Below are 14,138 nucleotides of genomic sequence, written 5' to 3' on the forward strand. Positions count from 1 at the left end.
AGAAAGTTATATTTTATAGTACTTTTATTTCATGTTCCAACAAATAACAAAAGGCATTAAGATTTCAGTAAAGACTGCATATAACGGCACTATGTACCGCGGTCATATAACTTATTTCGCTTTTAGTTATTTCATTTCAATTGAAAACAAATCTGACAGCACCGTTCAACTTCTTGAACGTTTTTGGACTATTTTTGACGCTCTAAACAACACTGAATATATATCTGGAGAGGGTGTTGTTGGACAAACTCCTATCATAAAACCTAACGATATTTACAACTATAAATCCAATTGCTTTTTACTATCCCCCTTAGGAGCTATGGGCGGTAAATATAAAATGATGAACAAAACTTCTTCAGAAAATTTCTTTGTAACGATACCTACATTTCAATTGACCACCCTACCAACTCTTAACTAAATAATGGCAAACAAGAACAAACAGGTAACTACGAAGGATACCAATTGCTTAGACTGCGGATATCCATTTTATGGAAATGAAAATTTTTGCCCTGAGTGCGGACAGCAAAATAAAGGTAGTAGGATTACTTTTTGGAGTTTTATAAATGAAATGTTCAGAGGCCTTTTCTCATGGGATGCCAAGTTTTGGAGAACTCTAATACCCTTATTGATTAAGCCAGGTAAAGTTTCAAAAGATTATGTTACTGGTAAACGCACTAGATATTCTAATCCCTTTAGGTTTTACTTATCTGTTTCTATTCTCTTTTTTTTGCTTTTGAGCTTCCAAAATACGTACAAAAAAATTGACAGCCTTAACGAAGCTCAAACAAAAAACAACTCTAATTTTAAGTTTGAATTAGCTGATAAACCTAAAAGAGACTCCATAAACAATGTTTTATTGCAGAATATACAGAACATTCAACACTCAAATGGGAAGAAAGACACTACCAAGACACAAACAAGCAACACAGATACCAAAATCACTTTCGCTGGAGTAGATAAGTTCTTTGATCTTTTTTTAAAATTCAATAAAACAAATCCAGATACGAGCACTGACAAGGCATTAGAGAGCCTAAATTTATCAAAGAATTTTTCCAATAGATTTTGGTACTCACGAGCGATCATCGCTAATAAAATTATTAAAAATAAAACTGAACGTGATAAACTAGCACAACAAATGGTGTCTTTGGGTTCCGTGGCATTATTTATTCTCTTACCTCTATTCTCACTTTGCCTGAAGATAGTTTATATAAGAAGGAAACGTAGCTATGTAGAACACCTAGTTTTCGTATTTCATATTCAAACCGTCTTTTTCTTATTATTAATTATTTTCTTGCTAATTAGTATATTTACTGCGATAGATCTTGAAAACACTTCATTAAGTTTTCTTTGTTTGTTTGGAATATACCTGTACATGGCAATGAAAAATTTTTATAGTCAAGGTTATTTCAAAACATTTTTTAAATATTGCATAGCGAACGCTTTTTTCATAACCCTAACCTCTTTTGGCATAGTGATACTTTCTGCTGTAGTTTTTGCTTTGTATTAGACTAAAAACGGACACAAAACCCCTTATTAAGAAAACAATACCATTTACATTTTGAATTTACGGTAAATTCAAACAATAACTGGTATAAAAAACGCTATACTAAAAGAAAATCAAAACTTCACAATACCGATTCTTAGGCAAAGTTACACCACCATTTACTTGTGACCATGCTTATGTATTACCTATAGATGAGCCTTTATTATAAATAATTATGGGTGGTAAATTAACATCAGAATTGGTACAACCCCCAATCCTGTATCTATTTCATCTTATTGTTTTCTAGATACTCCATTAAAACGTCCTCTCCTTTCTTTACAACACAGGTAACACTTACTGTTTCTACGTACTTTCTTTTCATCTTTAAAGTAACATCTTGATTACCATGTGTCTCATCATGATGAAATGCAAGTATACTCGACTTCTTAAACTTTTCATTACGCTCTAACCACTGTTGAAACCAATCACGTCGTAATTCTTTCATTTCTTTAGTATACAAGGTCGAAGACGACCATATTTCGGGTTGTTGTCCTAATCGTTCAAAAAACTTCATTTGTCCATCCCAAACTAATTCATAGACCAAAAGGTCCCTACTCCAGTCTACTAAAACAATTGTAAATGGCTCAATACCCTCAAAATCATAGCTCTCAATTTCAGTTACTACATTTGGCACCTTTAACAATTGTTTTACTATGGTGCCTCTACTCATTCTGTATGATCTCGCTTTTTTATGATTTTCAAAACCCCCATTTAACAAACAGATTAGTCTGTTTTTCTCACTTAAACCAATCCAGGTTCCACCAGCCAACTCATCTTTCGGATATGTCAATTCAACACCATCTTCCACGTAACTCTTAGGCGCTATCGTTTGTCTTTTTGGATCTTCATCTCTATTAGACGTTAAGATAAAATCATTATTTCCTAAGGGCAAATAAGTTACTGTGCACATATTGTATTAGTTTTTGAGTAAATAAGACATACAAACCACTTATTTATTACTAAAAATAAATGTAACTTTGTGGCCTCTTTGTAGCTTTGTAAGCTACAAGTTAAATTTTCGACTTTTAACTCGAACAAAGAAATAAATTAAATAAACAACATACAAAATGGGAAAAGGTTTTTTTCATGTACCAACTGCCATTAACGAACCAGTAAAAGGATATATACCTGGTTCACCTGAAAGAAAAGCGGTTTCAAAACAATATAAAGAATATTTTAACGGATCTGTTGATATACCAATGCATATTGGTGGCGAAGAGATCAGAACGGGTAAAACTCAAAACATTACCCCTCCTCACGATCATCAACACGTTGTAGGCCAATATCATTTGGGGGATGCAACTCTTACTGAAAAAGCAATCGCGAATGCTTTAGAGGCTCGCAAAGAATGGTCACAAATGCCATGGGAACAAAGAGCCGCGATTTTTTTACGTGCTGCTGAGTTAATTGCTGGACCGTACCGTGCTAAAATAAATGCTGCAACAATGATTGCGCAATCAAAAACTGTACATCAAGCAGAAATTGATGCTGCCTGTGAATTAATTGACTTTTTACGTTTTAACGTAGAATATATGTGTGAGATTTATAACGAACAACCTAATTCAGATGATGGAATATGGAATCGTGTTGAGTATAGACCTTTGGAAGGGTTTGTGTACGCTATAACTCCATTTAACTTTACAGCAATTGCTGCTAACTTACCAGCCTCGGCTGCTATGATGGGAAATGTTGTTGTTTGGAAACCTTCTGACAGCCAAATTTTCTCAGCAAAAATAATTATTGACGTATTTAAAGAAGCAGGTGTACCTGACGGCGTTATAAACGTAATCTATGGAAATCCTGTTGAAATTACCGATGTAGTATTGTCGTCTCCTGACTTTGCAGGAATCCACTTTACAGGATCTACTTATGTATTCAAAGAACTTTGGAAAAAAATAGGTGAAAATATTCATACATATAAAACTTATCCAAAAATTGTAGGTGAAACTGGAGGTAAAGATTTCATTATAGCACACCCATCAGCCAACCCAAAACAAGTAGCTACAGGTATTTCTCGTGGTGCTTTTGAATTCCAAGGACAAAAATGTTCTGCTGCTTCAAGAGTATACTTACCAAAATCTATGGCTAATGAGGTACTAGAATTTGTAAAGGAAGATATCGCTTCTTTTAAAATGGGATCACCAGAAGATATGAGTAACTTCATAACTGCAGTAATTCATGAAGGCTCTTTCGATAAATTAGCGAAGTATATCGATCAAGCTAAAAAAGATGCAGATGCAGAAGTTATTGCAGGTGGTAGCTACGATAAATCGAAAGGATATTTTATTGAACCAACAGTAATCTTAACCAGTAACCCTAAGTATACTACTATGGAAACTGAGTTATTTGGTCCAGTAGTAACCATATATGTTTATGAAGATGCAGATTGGTCTGAAACATTGAAATTAGTTGATGCAACTTCTGAATATGCCTTAACGGGAGCCGTTTTCTCAACAGATAGATATGCGGTAACTGAGGCTACTAAAGCATTAGAAAACTGTGCTGGAAATTTCTATGTGAATGATAAACCAACAGGAGCTGTTGTTGGTCAGCAACCATTTGGCGGAGCAAGAGCCTCGGGAACAAATGACAAAGCTGGTTCCGCTCAAAATTTATTGCGCTGGGTATCTCCTCGCTTGATAAAAGAAACCTTTGTTTCTCCTACTGATTATCGTTACCCTTTCTTAGGATAGGGCTAGGTCAGATCGACCATATATACATTAACATAAAAGCAATCTCGTTTGAGGTTGCTTTTTTATATGACGTAATACAAAATCATAAAATAATGGCTCACAGCTCCAGCCAACACAAAAAGATGCCAAATAACATGATTAAAAGGGATTTTATGAGTCGCATAAAAAACAATTCCTATGGTATAAAACAAGCCTCCTGTAATAAGTAACTTCAAGCCATTTGGGTCTAAAACCTCCATCAAGGCTCCAATATCAGCAACAATTAACCAACCCATCACTAGATAAAGTAGTGTTGAGAATATCTCAAATTTCCCTGTAAAAAACAACTTTAAAACCACCCCAAAAGCTGCAATACCCCAAACCAACCAAAACAACAACCATCCTTTACTAAAAGATAGTAGTAATAACACAACAGGCGTGTAAGTTCCAGCGATAAGCAAATAAATACTCGTATGATCTATAATTCTAAAATAATGTTTTTTCTTTTCAGATGTTGTGGCATGATATAAGGTAGAAGCGCTAAACAAAACAATAACGGATACTCCGTAAATGAGAATACTGAACTCACTCCAAGCTTTGCTAGAGTTTTTCATGAACAATAACACAAGTCCAACAACCCCCAAAAAGGCGCCGAGGGCATGAGATAACGCGTTTAATTGTTCTTCAAATTTGGTTTGAGTATGCATAATCAAATAGCTTGGTTCACTACAAAATTAAAATAAAAAGTGCACTAAACTTAAAAAATTGTTAGTGCACTCTTAAATTCACCTCGTAAACTCTACAGCAAAAAGAGTTACTGAGTTTATTTATACAATTGTTATGTTATTATTTTAACTGAAAGTCACTTGTATCATTCGCCTTCACACTTCTTGCATTAATAGCTGCCTTGGTTGTTGCATCAGAAACGATAGCTACAAAACTTAACTTAGTTTTATCGTTAACTTCAGAAGGCATGTTAGCAGTAAAATCCACTTCATAAAGCCCCCCTTTTAACGTTGACGAACTACTAATACTCTCTCCAAGTACATTGGTAAATGCATGTCTTAATACATGATCATGCACAAAACCTTGAATCTCATCTACTCCGCCATAATAATCAGTATAATTTTCTTGATCTAAAACAATACCGTCTTCTAAAGTTAAAACAGTTAATTTCACATCTTTTTTGATTGAATTACCAAACTTTACCTTAACTTTTACTTGCATTTCGGTGTCACTTACTGTAGATTCCATTTTTATTCCACAAGGCATGTCATTACCTACTAAATCCAAAGCTTGACTTATATTCTGAGGCTCAGGATACTCCCATTGGCTCTTTCTATCTACATAAGACGTCGGATACCCTGAAACTTCAAATGAATTTTTTAAGCTCTGTGAATAACTATTTTCCATTTCATCACCTATATGCGCAGCAATTGCAACTACATTAGCTGTTTCTGCTTTAACCAACTCTATAGCATGTGATACTCTAGGACACCAACCACACCATGCACCAGTATAATCTTCAATTACTACGTTTTTCTCAAACACTTCACCTTTTACCTCAGAGTAAACATTGATTTTATTACTACTTTCCACACCTTTATATGAAGCCTTTATTTCAAGATCTTCTTCTGTTGTCGGTGTAAATTTATATCCTGATATTCCCACTCCATTCACAGAGAAATCAGCACCATCCGTTACTATTTTAAAGCCGTTTACCACCACTGAAAGTTCAACTTCTTCACCTATATACAACAAATCTTGTTCTTTACTTATTCTCAGTGAAACAGAATTTACAATTTCCTCACTAGGAGCGTCTCCTTCACCTGAACCTGAACATGAAACCAGGCCACAGATAAGGGCAATAAAAAATACTTTTTTGAAAAAAAAACTACTTGTTTTGGTCATTTTTTACTTTTTTAAATTAATTAGTTAGTTAGTTTATTATTTTTATCTCAAACATGACTTTTGTTGTTTCCTCTGATTTTTATTGTGAAAATATTTAAGATATCACAATTAATTTTAAGGTTACAGCATGTATCATAAAAAACAAATGTATAAATTTTGTTGTTAAATAGAAACAATTTTAATTCAACTCTAACTTTGGAGTGTATAAATTACATCCCTTGTTTTTAAATCATTACTAAAGTTAAAATCGAATTTAGCAGATTGAATTAATTGGTAAAACCCAATAGATAACAGCTTTTTATTTGCTATTGACAAATTCTAAAGTTGATTTGTGTTTTTTAATCGAAGAAGGTTAACTCTAAATCTATACTAGGTACAAATTAAAATTACCATAATAAAACGCCCTTTTCTCTTTCTTCTTCATTAGAAAATGGAAAAAAAATAATCATCTTATTTTACAGTAATTTCAAATCATAAACTGCATTAGAATATCGCCATAAGTTATCTTGAGAAAATCTATTTTTTCATTACCAAACTCTGTCGAATAATTTAATATTTCTATTTGCCCATTCACCTGATCAACATAAAAATTGAACTTTGAGTTCAATCCACCCTTTTTTGTTTCAATCAGACGAACAATTTAAAACTATATTAATTATAAAAAATAAATTTCGTGGTGGTTTATTCCTAACAATAATCATGTCATTTTCTCAGTAGAAAATTCCAAATAATACAACAGACCTGTACGCTCTTGTAATACGTAAATAAATATTCATGTGATCTACAATTCTAAAAAATGTTTATGCTTTTCGTTTTGTGGCGAGATATAGCGTAACCTTACTAAACAAAACAATAACGAGTAGCCCGTGCATCAAAATACTAAACTAACTCTTATCATTGTGAGAGTTTCATGAATACCAACACAAGTTCCAAAAAAAATTCAAGGGCATGAGATAACGTATTTAATTGTTCTTTAAGTTTTGCTTGAGTTTACATAGTCAAATAACTTGACTCATTCTCAAATAAACAAAAAGTACACTAAACTTAAAAAGCTAGTGCACTCTTGAATTCACTTTGTAAACTCTATAATATATAAAGTGACTAAGTCTATTTTCTACAACTATTCTTATTCTTCTAATTGAAAATCACTGGTGTCATTCGCCTTAACACTTCTTGCATTAATAGCTTCCTTGGTCATTGCATCAGAAACTATCGCAACAAAGCTTAACTTAGTTCGATCTTGAATAGTAGAAGGTATATTAGCAGTATAATCTACTTCATAAAGACCTCCTTTTAACGTTGACGAACTACTAATGCTCTCTCCAAGTACATTGGTAAATGCATGTCTTAAAACATGATCATGTACAAAATCTTGAATTGGATCTACTCCTCCATAATAACTCGTATAATTTGATTGCTTTAAAACGACACCATCCTCTAACGTTAAAATCGTAAGTTTTAAGTCTTTCTTTATCGAGTTTCCAAACTTCACCTCAACATTTACTTGCATTTCAGTGTCACTTACTGTAGATTCCATTTTTATCCCACAAGCAACTCCTGTATCTAACAAACCTAAAACCTGATTAAGATTATGGGGTTCAGGGTAGTCCCATCTATCCTTACGGTCTACGAAAGCAGTTGGATAGCCATCAACAGGAAATGAGCTCTTCAAATCATTTGCATAACTATTTTCCATCGCATCATTATAATGTGCTGCAATTGCAAGTACGTTTTCAGATTCTTCTTGAACTAATTCTATGGCATACGACACTCTAGGGCAATAACCACACCATGCTCCAGTATAATCTTCAATTACTACATTCTTTTCAAATACCTCGCCCTTTTCCTCGACACTAATGTCTATTTTATTTTCGCTGTCAACTCCTTTGTATGAAGCCTTGATTTCGAAATCACCTTCAGCATCAGGGGTAAATTTATATCCTGTTATTTTTTCCCCATTAACAAAGAATTCAGCTTCGTCTTTTACAATTTTGTATTCATTTACCAAAATTGAAAGCTCAACTTCTTCTCCTAAATAAAGAAAATCAGAATTTTTATTCATTCTTAGAAATACAGAATTTACGTTTTCCTCACTGATATCTCCTCCATCAGTATCTGGGTCTGAACCTGAATCCGAAGGCGAACATGAAATCAGACCACAAATAAGGAAAATAAAGAGTACATTTCTTAAAAAAAAATTGTTTGAATTATTCATTTTTTGCTTTTTAAATTTTTAATTAGTCACTAATGTTTGTTATACAACATGAATCTTCTTGTTTACCCTAATTTTTTTGTTAAAAAACTCATTATTTCGTAATAAATTTCAATTCTGTAACGTTCTTCATAAAAACAAAATGTATAATTTTTGCTGTAAAATTAAAATGATTTTAATCCGTGTTTCATTTTAATACCGTAAATTACACCTCTGATTACTAGTGTATTATATAAAGTGAAATTATTAACAAAATCCGAGCGGTAAAAAATTCAAACTCGATTTAACATATCCCTATAAATCATTTTAATTCAATTCGTTTTTCTAATTTTTTATTACTAAATCTATTGAAAAATTCAATATTTTTATTTTATTTGCCTTTTAATCTGTTCAAAATGTAATTGGGTTTCAAGGTAAAAACACCCATTTTTTGTTCAATTAAACGAACAATTTTAAACTATACTAATTATGAAAATTAAATTCCTTAGTTGTTTATTACTAACAACAATCATGTCCTTTTCTCAACAGAAAATCCCTAACAAGAGTCTTCAGAACATCAAGGGTACGGCTGTAAATATTGCCGATGAAATCGACAACAATAAAATAACGATATTAACTTTTTGGGCCACATGGTGTGTGCCTTGCTTGAATGAATTAGATGCTATAAGTGAAGTATATGAGGATTGGCAAGAAGAGGTCAACGTTGAATTGATTGCCATTTCAACCGATGATTCAAGATCACAAAAGCGAGTTAAAGCTTTAGTGAATGGTAAAGGATGGGAATACAAAATATTAATAGATAAAAACCAAGAACTCAAAAGGGCCTTAAACATCAATACTATTCCTCATTTAGTCATAGTTAAAAATGGAAAAATAGCCTATAGGCACTCTGGTTACACACCTGGTTTTGAAGATGAGTTATATGAAATTATACAGAAAATGTCTAGTAAAAATAGTACAGAAAAATGAAAAACTTACTCGTAGTATTCTGTTGTACTATTCTCTTTAGCCCTTTGTTAAAAGCTCAAGAAAATAGTAATTTGTCGATAGGAATAGAATCCAATTCTCAGTACTATACAGACGATTCAAAAACTGGACCTTTTACTGAATCAAATCGATTTAGATCGAACAACTATTTATCAGTACTTTATGAGTACAAAAACTTTTACGCTGGAATTCAAGTTGAGAGTTATGCCCCGATGGCTCTTCTAAATTATTTTCCTGGTTTTGAAAAAACAAACCTAGGCCTATACTATGCTGGTTATAAATCTAAAAAATTAGATATTACGGTTGGGCACTTTTATGAGCAATTCGGAAGCGGGCTAGCACTTCGCTCTTGGGAAGATAGGCAATTAGGAATCAATAACGCACTTCGAGGGGGACGTATTAAATATACACCTGTTGATTACATTGAGTTAATCGCTCTTTATGGAAAACAACGAGCTGGATTCGAGCATTCAAAAGGCAATGTTTTTGGTTTTGACGCAAACGTACACGTATCTGATCTCTTAAAGTTAAAAGAATCGTCATTAACTGTTGGGCTTAGTTACGTTGGAAGGCAAGAAAAACAAACCAACCCCACTCCTAATTTAAGTGATTTAACCAATTTGTTTGGAGGTAGGGTAGACTTTTCTTCAGGAAATTTTTATGCTGGGTTAGAATACCTTCAAAAGGGAGATGATGCTCTATTCATTGACAGTAAAGTAAGAAGTATCAAACCTGGAAATGGATTTTACGCAAACGTTGGATTTACCCAAAAAGGACTTGGTATTGATGCTACTTTCAGGCGACTAGAAAACATGTCTTTTTATTCTGAAAGAGAAGCTTCTAGCAATATTTACAATCAATACATTATAAATTATGTTCCAGGCCTCACAAAACAACACGATTATTTACTGACAAATATTTATGTTTATCAAGCACAGCCTCAAGTGTCTTTCCTTCAACCTATTTCAAAATTTGGAGAAATAGGAGGTCAGCTAGATCTTTTTTACAAAGTTAAAAAGGGTACTTTTTTTGGTGGTAAGTATGGAACTAAACTTGCTCTTAATGCTTCCTATTGGTCAGGACTTAATGGGCCAGCTGACTTTACAGAATTTGAAAATATTAATTATACAACCTCTTTTTTTGGTTTTGGCGAGAAATATTTTTCAGATATAAGCCTAGAGATACGCAAAAAGTGGTCAAAGAAATGGAGTAATATATTTTATTTCGTAAACCAATACTATAACCAAAAATTTATTGAAGAACGATCAGGAGAGATAAATGCTAATATACTTGTAGCAGAAACAACCTATAAAATTGGCAAGGGCAAATCTTTAAGAATGGAAGCACAACATTTATGGACCGAAGATGACCGGAAAAATTGGGTTGGTGGTACTATAGAGTTTAACGCTTCCTCAAACCTAGCTTTTTATGTAAACGACATTTACAATTATGGAAGCACCGATATCTCCAAAAAAATTCACTATTACAACCTTGGAGGAAGTTATACGTTTAAATCACATCGTTTTGGCCTTAACTATGGAAGGCAGCGTGGAGGTTTAATATGTGTTGGTGGAGTTTGTAGAAATGTTCCTGAAAGCACTGGTGTCACTGCTAATATTAGTATGAGTTTTTAAGCTTCGTTCTTTTTAAACTGGATGTAAAAAATCGTATCAAGAAACTAAAAACAAAGATGTTCTAAAGAAGAACATCTTTGTTTTTTATATCATTTTCCCCAATCAGTGAAGAGCCATATATACGTTTCAAATTGCGTCAATTAATCAATAATACGATTCTTAATTAAAATTACGCATCTATTTCCTTCCAATCATGTTTATGTCTTACCAATAGTCCGGCATTCACCATAACCAATTATCGTCGGCAAACTAATATCAGGATGGTATAAGTTCGTTTACTTTTCGTTAAACTTTAGAAAGATAATAGTCACCCAAAAAGAGTGAATTGTACTCCAGAAAACAGCACAACTTTTTGAAAGGCTATAAATCTTTAGTATATTTGGCATCAATTAATTAGTTTATTTTAAATCAATTAATGCAACGAAGCAACTACTATATGAAAAAAATTGCCTTGCTATTTATGATAGCACAGTCTTACCTATGCTTTACTCAAATAGACGCAGAATCTGTATTTTTAATGCCAGCAGCTTCAACATCTGAGATGAATGCAATCACTTTACCTAAAGAAGGATCTGTTTTATACAACACTTCAACACAACATATATTTTTTAGAGATGACACTTCATGGCAAATAATGACCCCAATTAAAAATATAACCACCTCTGACTCTTTTTTAACGATTAACAGCAGCAACTCGGTGTATGACATTACTACCACTTTTAAAGATGTAGACAACGAATTGATTTTTGAGGATGATGATTATTGCTATATATCGATGACTGAGAACGGAACAGATTATTTAGTTATCCGATATGACAAAGCAAACGTAAATACTGAAGTCCGATCTTCTGGATCTGGAAGTCAACCTAACACATTGGCACAAGTGCAAGGTTTAACCTATAATTAAATCACATGACTATAAAAAAAATACTTTTTGTATTTACTTATTGCATTCTGTTGCAACCCTTGCTCGCCAATTTCACCTTAGCTGGAAGCACCATCACACAAACTGGAATAGATGCAGACTTATCTGGGTTATCGGGAATAACAGGTGTAACTACTACTTCAAACGGAACCGGTTCAAATCAGTATATTACCTATAACCTAAATAATTTACGTTTAGTAATCCAAGGCAGTTTAGACCATAATCCGGAACAGGAACAATTATTATTTAATAATCCTGGTAATCCTATTATCGACATACAAAATGGAGGAACCTACAATTTAGGAGAAGATGTCATTATCAATGGTGTTACTAGACAAACGCTAGGGCTTGGGGTTTTTATATCTTCAACAGATGCTGGGTGCTGCGGTGTAAACACGGCCGCCATTGCCATACGTAATGGCGCTACATGGAACTGGAAAGGAGCTACAATTGATGTAGGACAATTACCTTGGTATGCCGAACCTACCTCTACCGTTAGAATAACAAATGCGGTGCTACTGGTGCGAAGAAGCGCCACATCGGATGTAGTTCAAGTTAGACAACAATCAGATAACTTCTTTGTAGACGGTCTTACATTTATAGGCAATGGGGAAGGAGATCTTACTTTTTTAAGAAGACCACAGCAGATGGACAACTATAGTCCTGAAACCACTGGTGGTGCTATCGCATTTTCTGGTTCAACTCCTAATTACGATGTTACTTTCCGAGGGTATTCTGGAGGAGACAAAGGGAATACTCAGGATATAAAATTCTGGCAGGGATGTCGACCTATATTAATTAATTCAAAGACAGGATCACAGTTAATTGCCGGAAACCATAAGAATGATGGTAATGGATCTGGATATGGAGTAGCTTTAGTATATCAAGAATTAGATCTTAACGTAAGTGATTTGGCAAATAATCCAGCCTCTGGAATTACCATGTATATTAAAGACACAAATAATGGAAATAGAGAAGTGTACAACCAAGAAGGGCATATTGTAAATAATATAGCAGACAAAGAATATATCGCTCAAACCGACATTAATGGGAACGTTCCTCAGCAGCAGATATTACTCGCTGCTAATATTGCTAACACTGGTGGCGCTAATGGTTTAAATAGTGGAACCTACGCTTGGGATTACAGAGGTAAAAATAACGACGATAGTGATTTATTTGACATCCATTTATGGGCCTATAACTATTTGTATCAAATCATCCCAGATACTGAATTAAAAGGAATTAATGGAACCTCTATCTCTACTAAAGTTTTCGATGATACGGCTATTTCCGAGCCAAACAAAGCGATAGTAGACGGGTACACACAAATCGATAATCTAGATAAATTATTTGATCGCGCTAAGAGTTTCAAAGTAGACAATTTAACAACATTGGGTATTGAGAATTTTTTCTTTGCAACAAACGGGAACCGTCTGATCTTATTACAAGATTGGAATCTTACCCTCGATCAAACCGCTCCAGACGTGTTTGCAGTAGATGAAGGAACTAAAACAATAACCATCAATAGTACCGTACTTCGATTTGGCACTAAATTTACGAGTATAGAAAGCACTGGAACTATTAGTGTGGCTAATGCGTCAGTCATAGAGTTTGGTTATATTGACAGTACTGGAATCTATAAATACGTTGAATTACCAAACTTAACTGATACCACGATAACTATCACAGACTTTGTTCCCTCCCCAGAAGTGGTAATACAAGAAACCATAGAGTACAGTGGAATTTACAAATCTTTATTTGCCGCTCCGGCAGATGCTTCTAATACCAAAGTAAAATTATCTCGATTCGGGTACTCCGAATGGATAGAAATTATTCCAGAGATCGATTTATCCTTTATTAGAAATGTAGAACTCATTCCATTACCTGAATGGTCAAACAATCAAGATGTATTATTGTATTATACTCATAAAATATTACAAAAATCAGAAGCTCTTAAAAATGCTTTTAACAACCCTGTGCAACCAAATTTAACTATAAACAATACAATTACCACTAACAATACTCCAGCTTCAGAAGAAAATCAACAGGCATTGCTTAATTTACTAAAAAGAACTCTTTCTAAGATCACCAATATAAGAGAGCGCATGAAGTAAAAAGAATTTGACAAGCTTGCTTTTAAACATAGTAATACAATTTACAAATACATATTTCGCATATCTATTATTTCTTTTATAGCTATTTTTGCGTTATAAAAGTTAACCATAGCTTCGCTATGCTAAAGTTTTATGCCTTA

At 33.5% G+C, this 14,138-nt stretch carries 11 protein-coding genes; 7 read left to right on the forward strand and 4 right to left on the reverse strand.

The window, feature by feature from the left end; genetic code table 11:
* The first annotated feature begins 31 nt into the window (after window positions 1–31).
* Window positions 32–418: a Co2+/Mg2+ efflux facilitator ApaG/CorD gene (gene apaG, locus AC2TDS_RS09800; RefSeq protein WP_484738900.1), complete on the forward strand. Its 387-nt coding sequence runs from the start codon at window positions 32–34 to the stop codon at window positions 416–418.
* 3 nt (window positions 419–421) lie between these two features.
* Complete coding sequence (locus AC2TDS_RS09805; protein WP_484738901.1) at window positions 422–1,507, forward strand: DUF3667 domain-containing protein; 1,086 nt, start codon at window positions 422–424, stop codon at window positions 1,505–1,507.
* A gap of 259 nt (window positions 1,508–1,766) precedes the next feature.
* On the opposite strand, the gene AC2TDS_RS09810 is transcribed toward AC2TDS_RS09805, so the two are convergent.
* Window positions 1,767–2,453 (reverse strand): NRDE family protein, encoded by a 687-nt coding sequence (locus tag AC2TDS_RS09810; RefSeq protein WP_484738902.1) that lies wholly within the window; start codon window positions 2,451–2,453, stop codon window positions 1,767–1,769.
* A gap of 157 nt (window positions 2,454–2,610) precedes the next feature.
* Here AC2TDS_RS09810 and pruA point away from each other — a divergent pair, with 157 nt between their 5' ends.
* Window positions 2,611–4,236, forward strand: coding sequence for an L-glutamate gamma-semialdehyde dehydrogenase (pruA, locus tag AC2TDS_RS09815; RefSeq protein ID WP_484738903.1), 1,626 nt, complete (start codon window positions 2,611–2,613; stop codon window positions 4,234–4,236).
* Window positions 4,237–4,298: 62 nt separating this feature from the next.
* Here pruA and trhA read toward each other — a convergent pair whose 3' ends face one another.
* The 3 genes from trhA to AC2TDS_RS09830 form a co-directional block, all read right to left on the reverse strand.
* Entirely contained in the window at window positions 4,299–4,922 is a 624-nt protein-coding gene (gene trhA, locus AC2TDS_RS09820; protein WP_484735413.1) for a PAQR family membrane homeostasis protein TrhA, read from the reverse strand.
* Window positions 4,923–5,061: 139 nt separating this feature from the next.
* Window positions 5,062–6,126, reverse strand: coding sequence for an Omp28-related outer membrane protein (locus tag AC2TDS_RS09825; RefSeq protein ID WP_484735414.1), 1,065 nt, complete (start codon window positions 6,124–6,126; stop codon window positions 5,062–5,064).
* A gap of 1,126 nt (window positions 6,127–7,252) precedes the next feature.
* On the reverse strand, window positions 7,253–8,341 hold the full coding sequence (locus AC2TDS_RS09830) for an Omp28-related outer membrane protein (RefSeq protein ID WP_484735415.1): 1,089 nt from the start codon (window positions 8,339–8,341) through the stop codon (window positions 7,253–7,255).
* Window positions 8,342–8,806: 465 nt separating this feature from the next.
* Between AC2TDS_RS09830 and AC2TDS_RS09835 the strand changes: the two genes are divergently transcribed.
* The 4 genes from AC2TDS_RS09835 (at window position 8,807) to AC2TDS_RS09850 (ending at window position 13,998) form a co-directional block, all read left to right on the forward strand.
* Window positions 8,807–9,307 carry a TlpA family protein disulfide reductase gene (locus AC2TDS_RS09835; protein ID WP_484735416.1) on the forward strand — a complete coding sequence of 167 codons (501 nt, stop codon included), beginning with the start codon at window positions 8,807–8,809 and terminating at the stop codon, window positions 9,305–9,307.
* The gene (locus AC2TDS_RS09840) at window positions 9,304–10,959 is read left to right on the forward strand and encodes a DUF6029 family protein (RefSeq protein ID WP_484735417.1); all 1,656 of its coding nucleotides are present in this window, start codon (window positions 9,304–9,306) and stop codon (window positions 10,957–10,959) included. The genes AC2TDS_RS09835 and AC2TDS_RS09840 overlap by 4 nt, the downstream gene beginning before the upstream one ends.
* A 436-nt stretch (window positions 10,960–11,395) precedes the next feature.
* A complete protein-coding gene (locus tag AC2TDS_RS09845) occupies window positions 11,396–11,866 on the forward strand; it encodes a phage tail-like protein (RefSeq protein ID WP_484735418.1) in 471 nt (156 codons plus the stop codon).
* A 5-nt stretch (window positions 11,867–11,871) separates the two neighbouring features.
* Window positions 11,872–13,998 (forward strand): hypothetical protein, encoded by a 2,127-nt coding sequence (locus AC2TDS_RS09850; RefSeq protein WP_484735419.1) that lies wholly within the window; start codon window positions 11,872–11,874, stop codon window positions 13,996–13,998.
* Window positions 13,999–14,138: the final 140 nt, after the last annotated feature.

The sequence above is a fragment of the Tenacibaculum profundicola genome (assembly GCF_057220795.1).

Bases quoted from the DNA above. Each gene is read 5' to 3' on its own strand.
- apaG (WP_484738900.1), top strand. From the start codon at position 32: ATGTTCCAACAAATAACAAAAGGCATTAAGATTTCAGTAAAGACTGCA.
- AC2TDS_RS09805 (WP_484738901.1), top strand. From the start codon at position 422: ATGGCAAACAAGAACAAACAGGTAACTACGAAGGATACCAATTGCTTA.
- AC2TDS_RS09810 (WP_484738902.1), bottom strand. From the start codon at position 2,453: ATGTGCACAGTAACTTATTTGCCCTTAGGAAATAATGATTTTATCTTA.
- pruA (WP_484738903.1), top strand. From the start codon at position 2,611: ATGGGAAAAGGTTTTTTTCATGTACCAACTGCCATTAACGAACCAGTA.
- trhA (WP_484735413.1), bottom strand. From the start codon at position 4,922: ATGCATACTCAAACCAAATTTGAAGAACAATTAAACGCGTTATCTCAT.
- AC2TDS_RS09825 (WP_484735414.1), bottom strand. From the start codon at position 6,126: ATGACCAAAACAAGTAGTTTTTTTTTCAAAAAAGTATTTTTTATTGCC.
- AC2TDS_RS09830 (WP_484735415.1), bottom strand. From the start codon at position 8,341: ATGAATAATTCAAACAATTTTTTTTTAAGAAATGTACTCTTTATTTTC.
- AC2TDS_RS09835 (WP_484735416.1), top strand. From the start codon at position 8,807: ATGAAAATTAAATTCCTTAGTTGTTTATTACTAACAACAATCATGTCC.
- AC2TDS_RS09840 (WP_484735417.1), top strand. From the start codon at position 9,304: ATGAAAAACTTACTCGTAGTATTCTGTTGTACTATTCTCTTTAGCCCT.
- AC2TDS_RS09845 (WP_484735418.1), top strand. From the start codon at position 11,396: ATGAAAAAAATTGCCTTGCTATTTATGATAGCACAGTCTTACCTATGC.
- AC2TDS_RS09850 (WP_484735419.1), top strand. From the start codon at position 11,872: ATGACTATAAAAAAAATACTTTTTGTATTTACTTATTGCATTCTGTTG.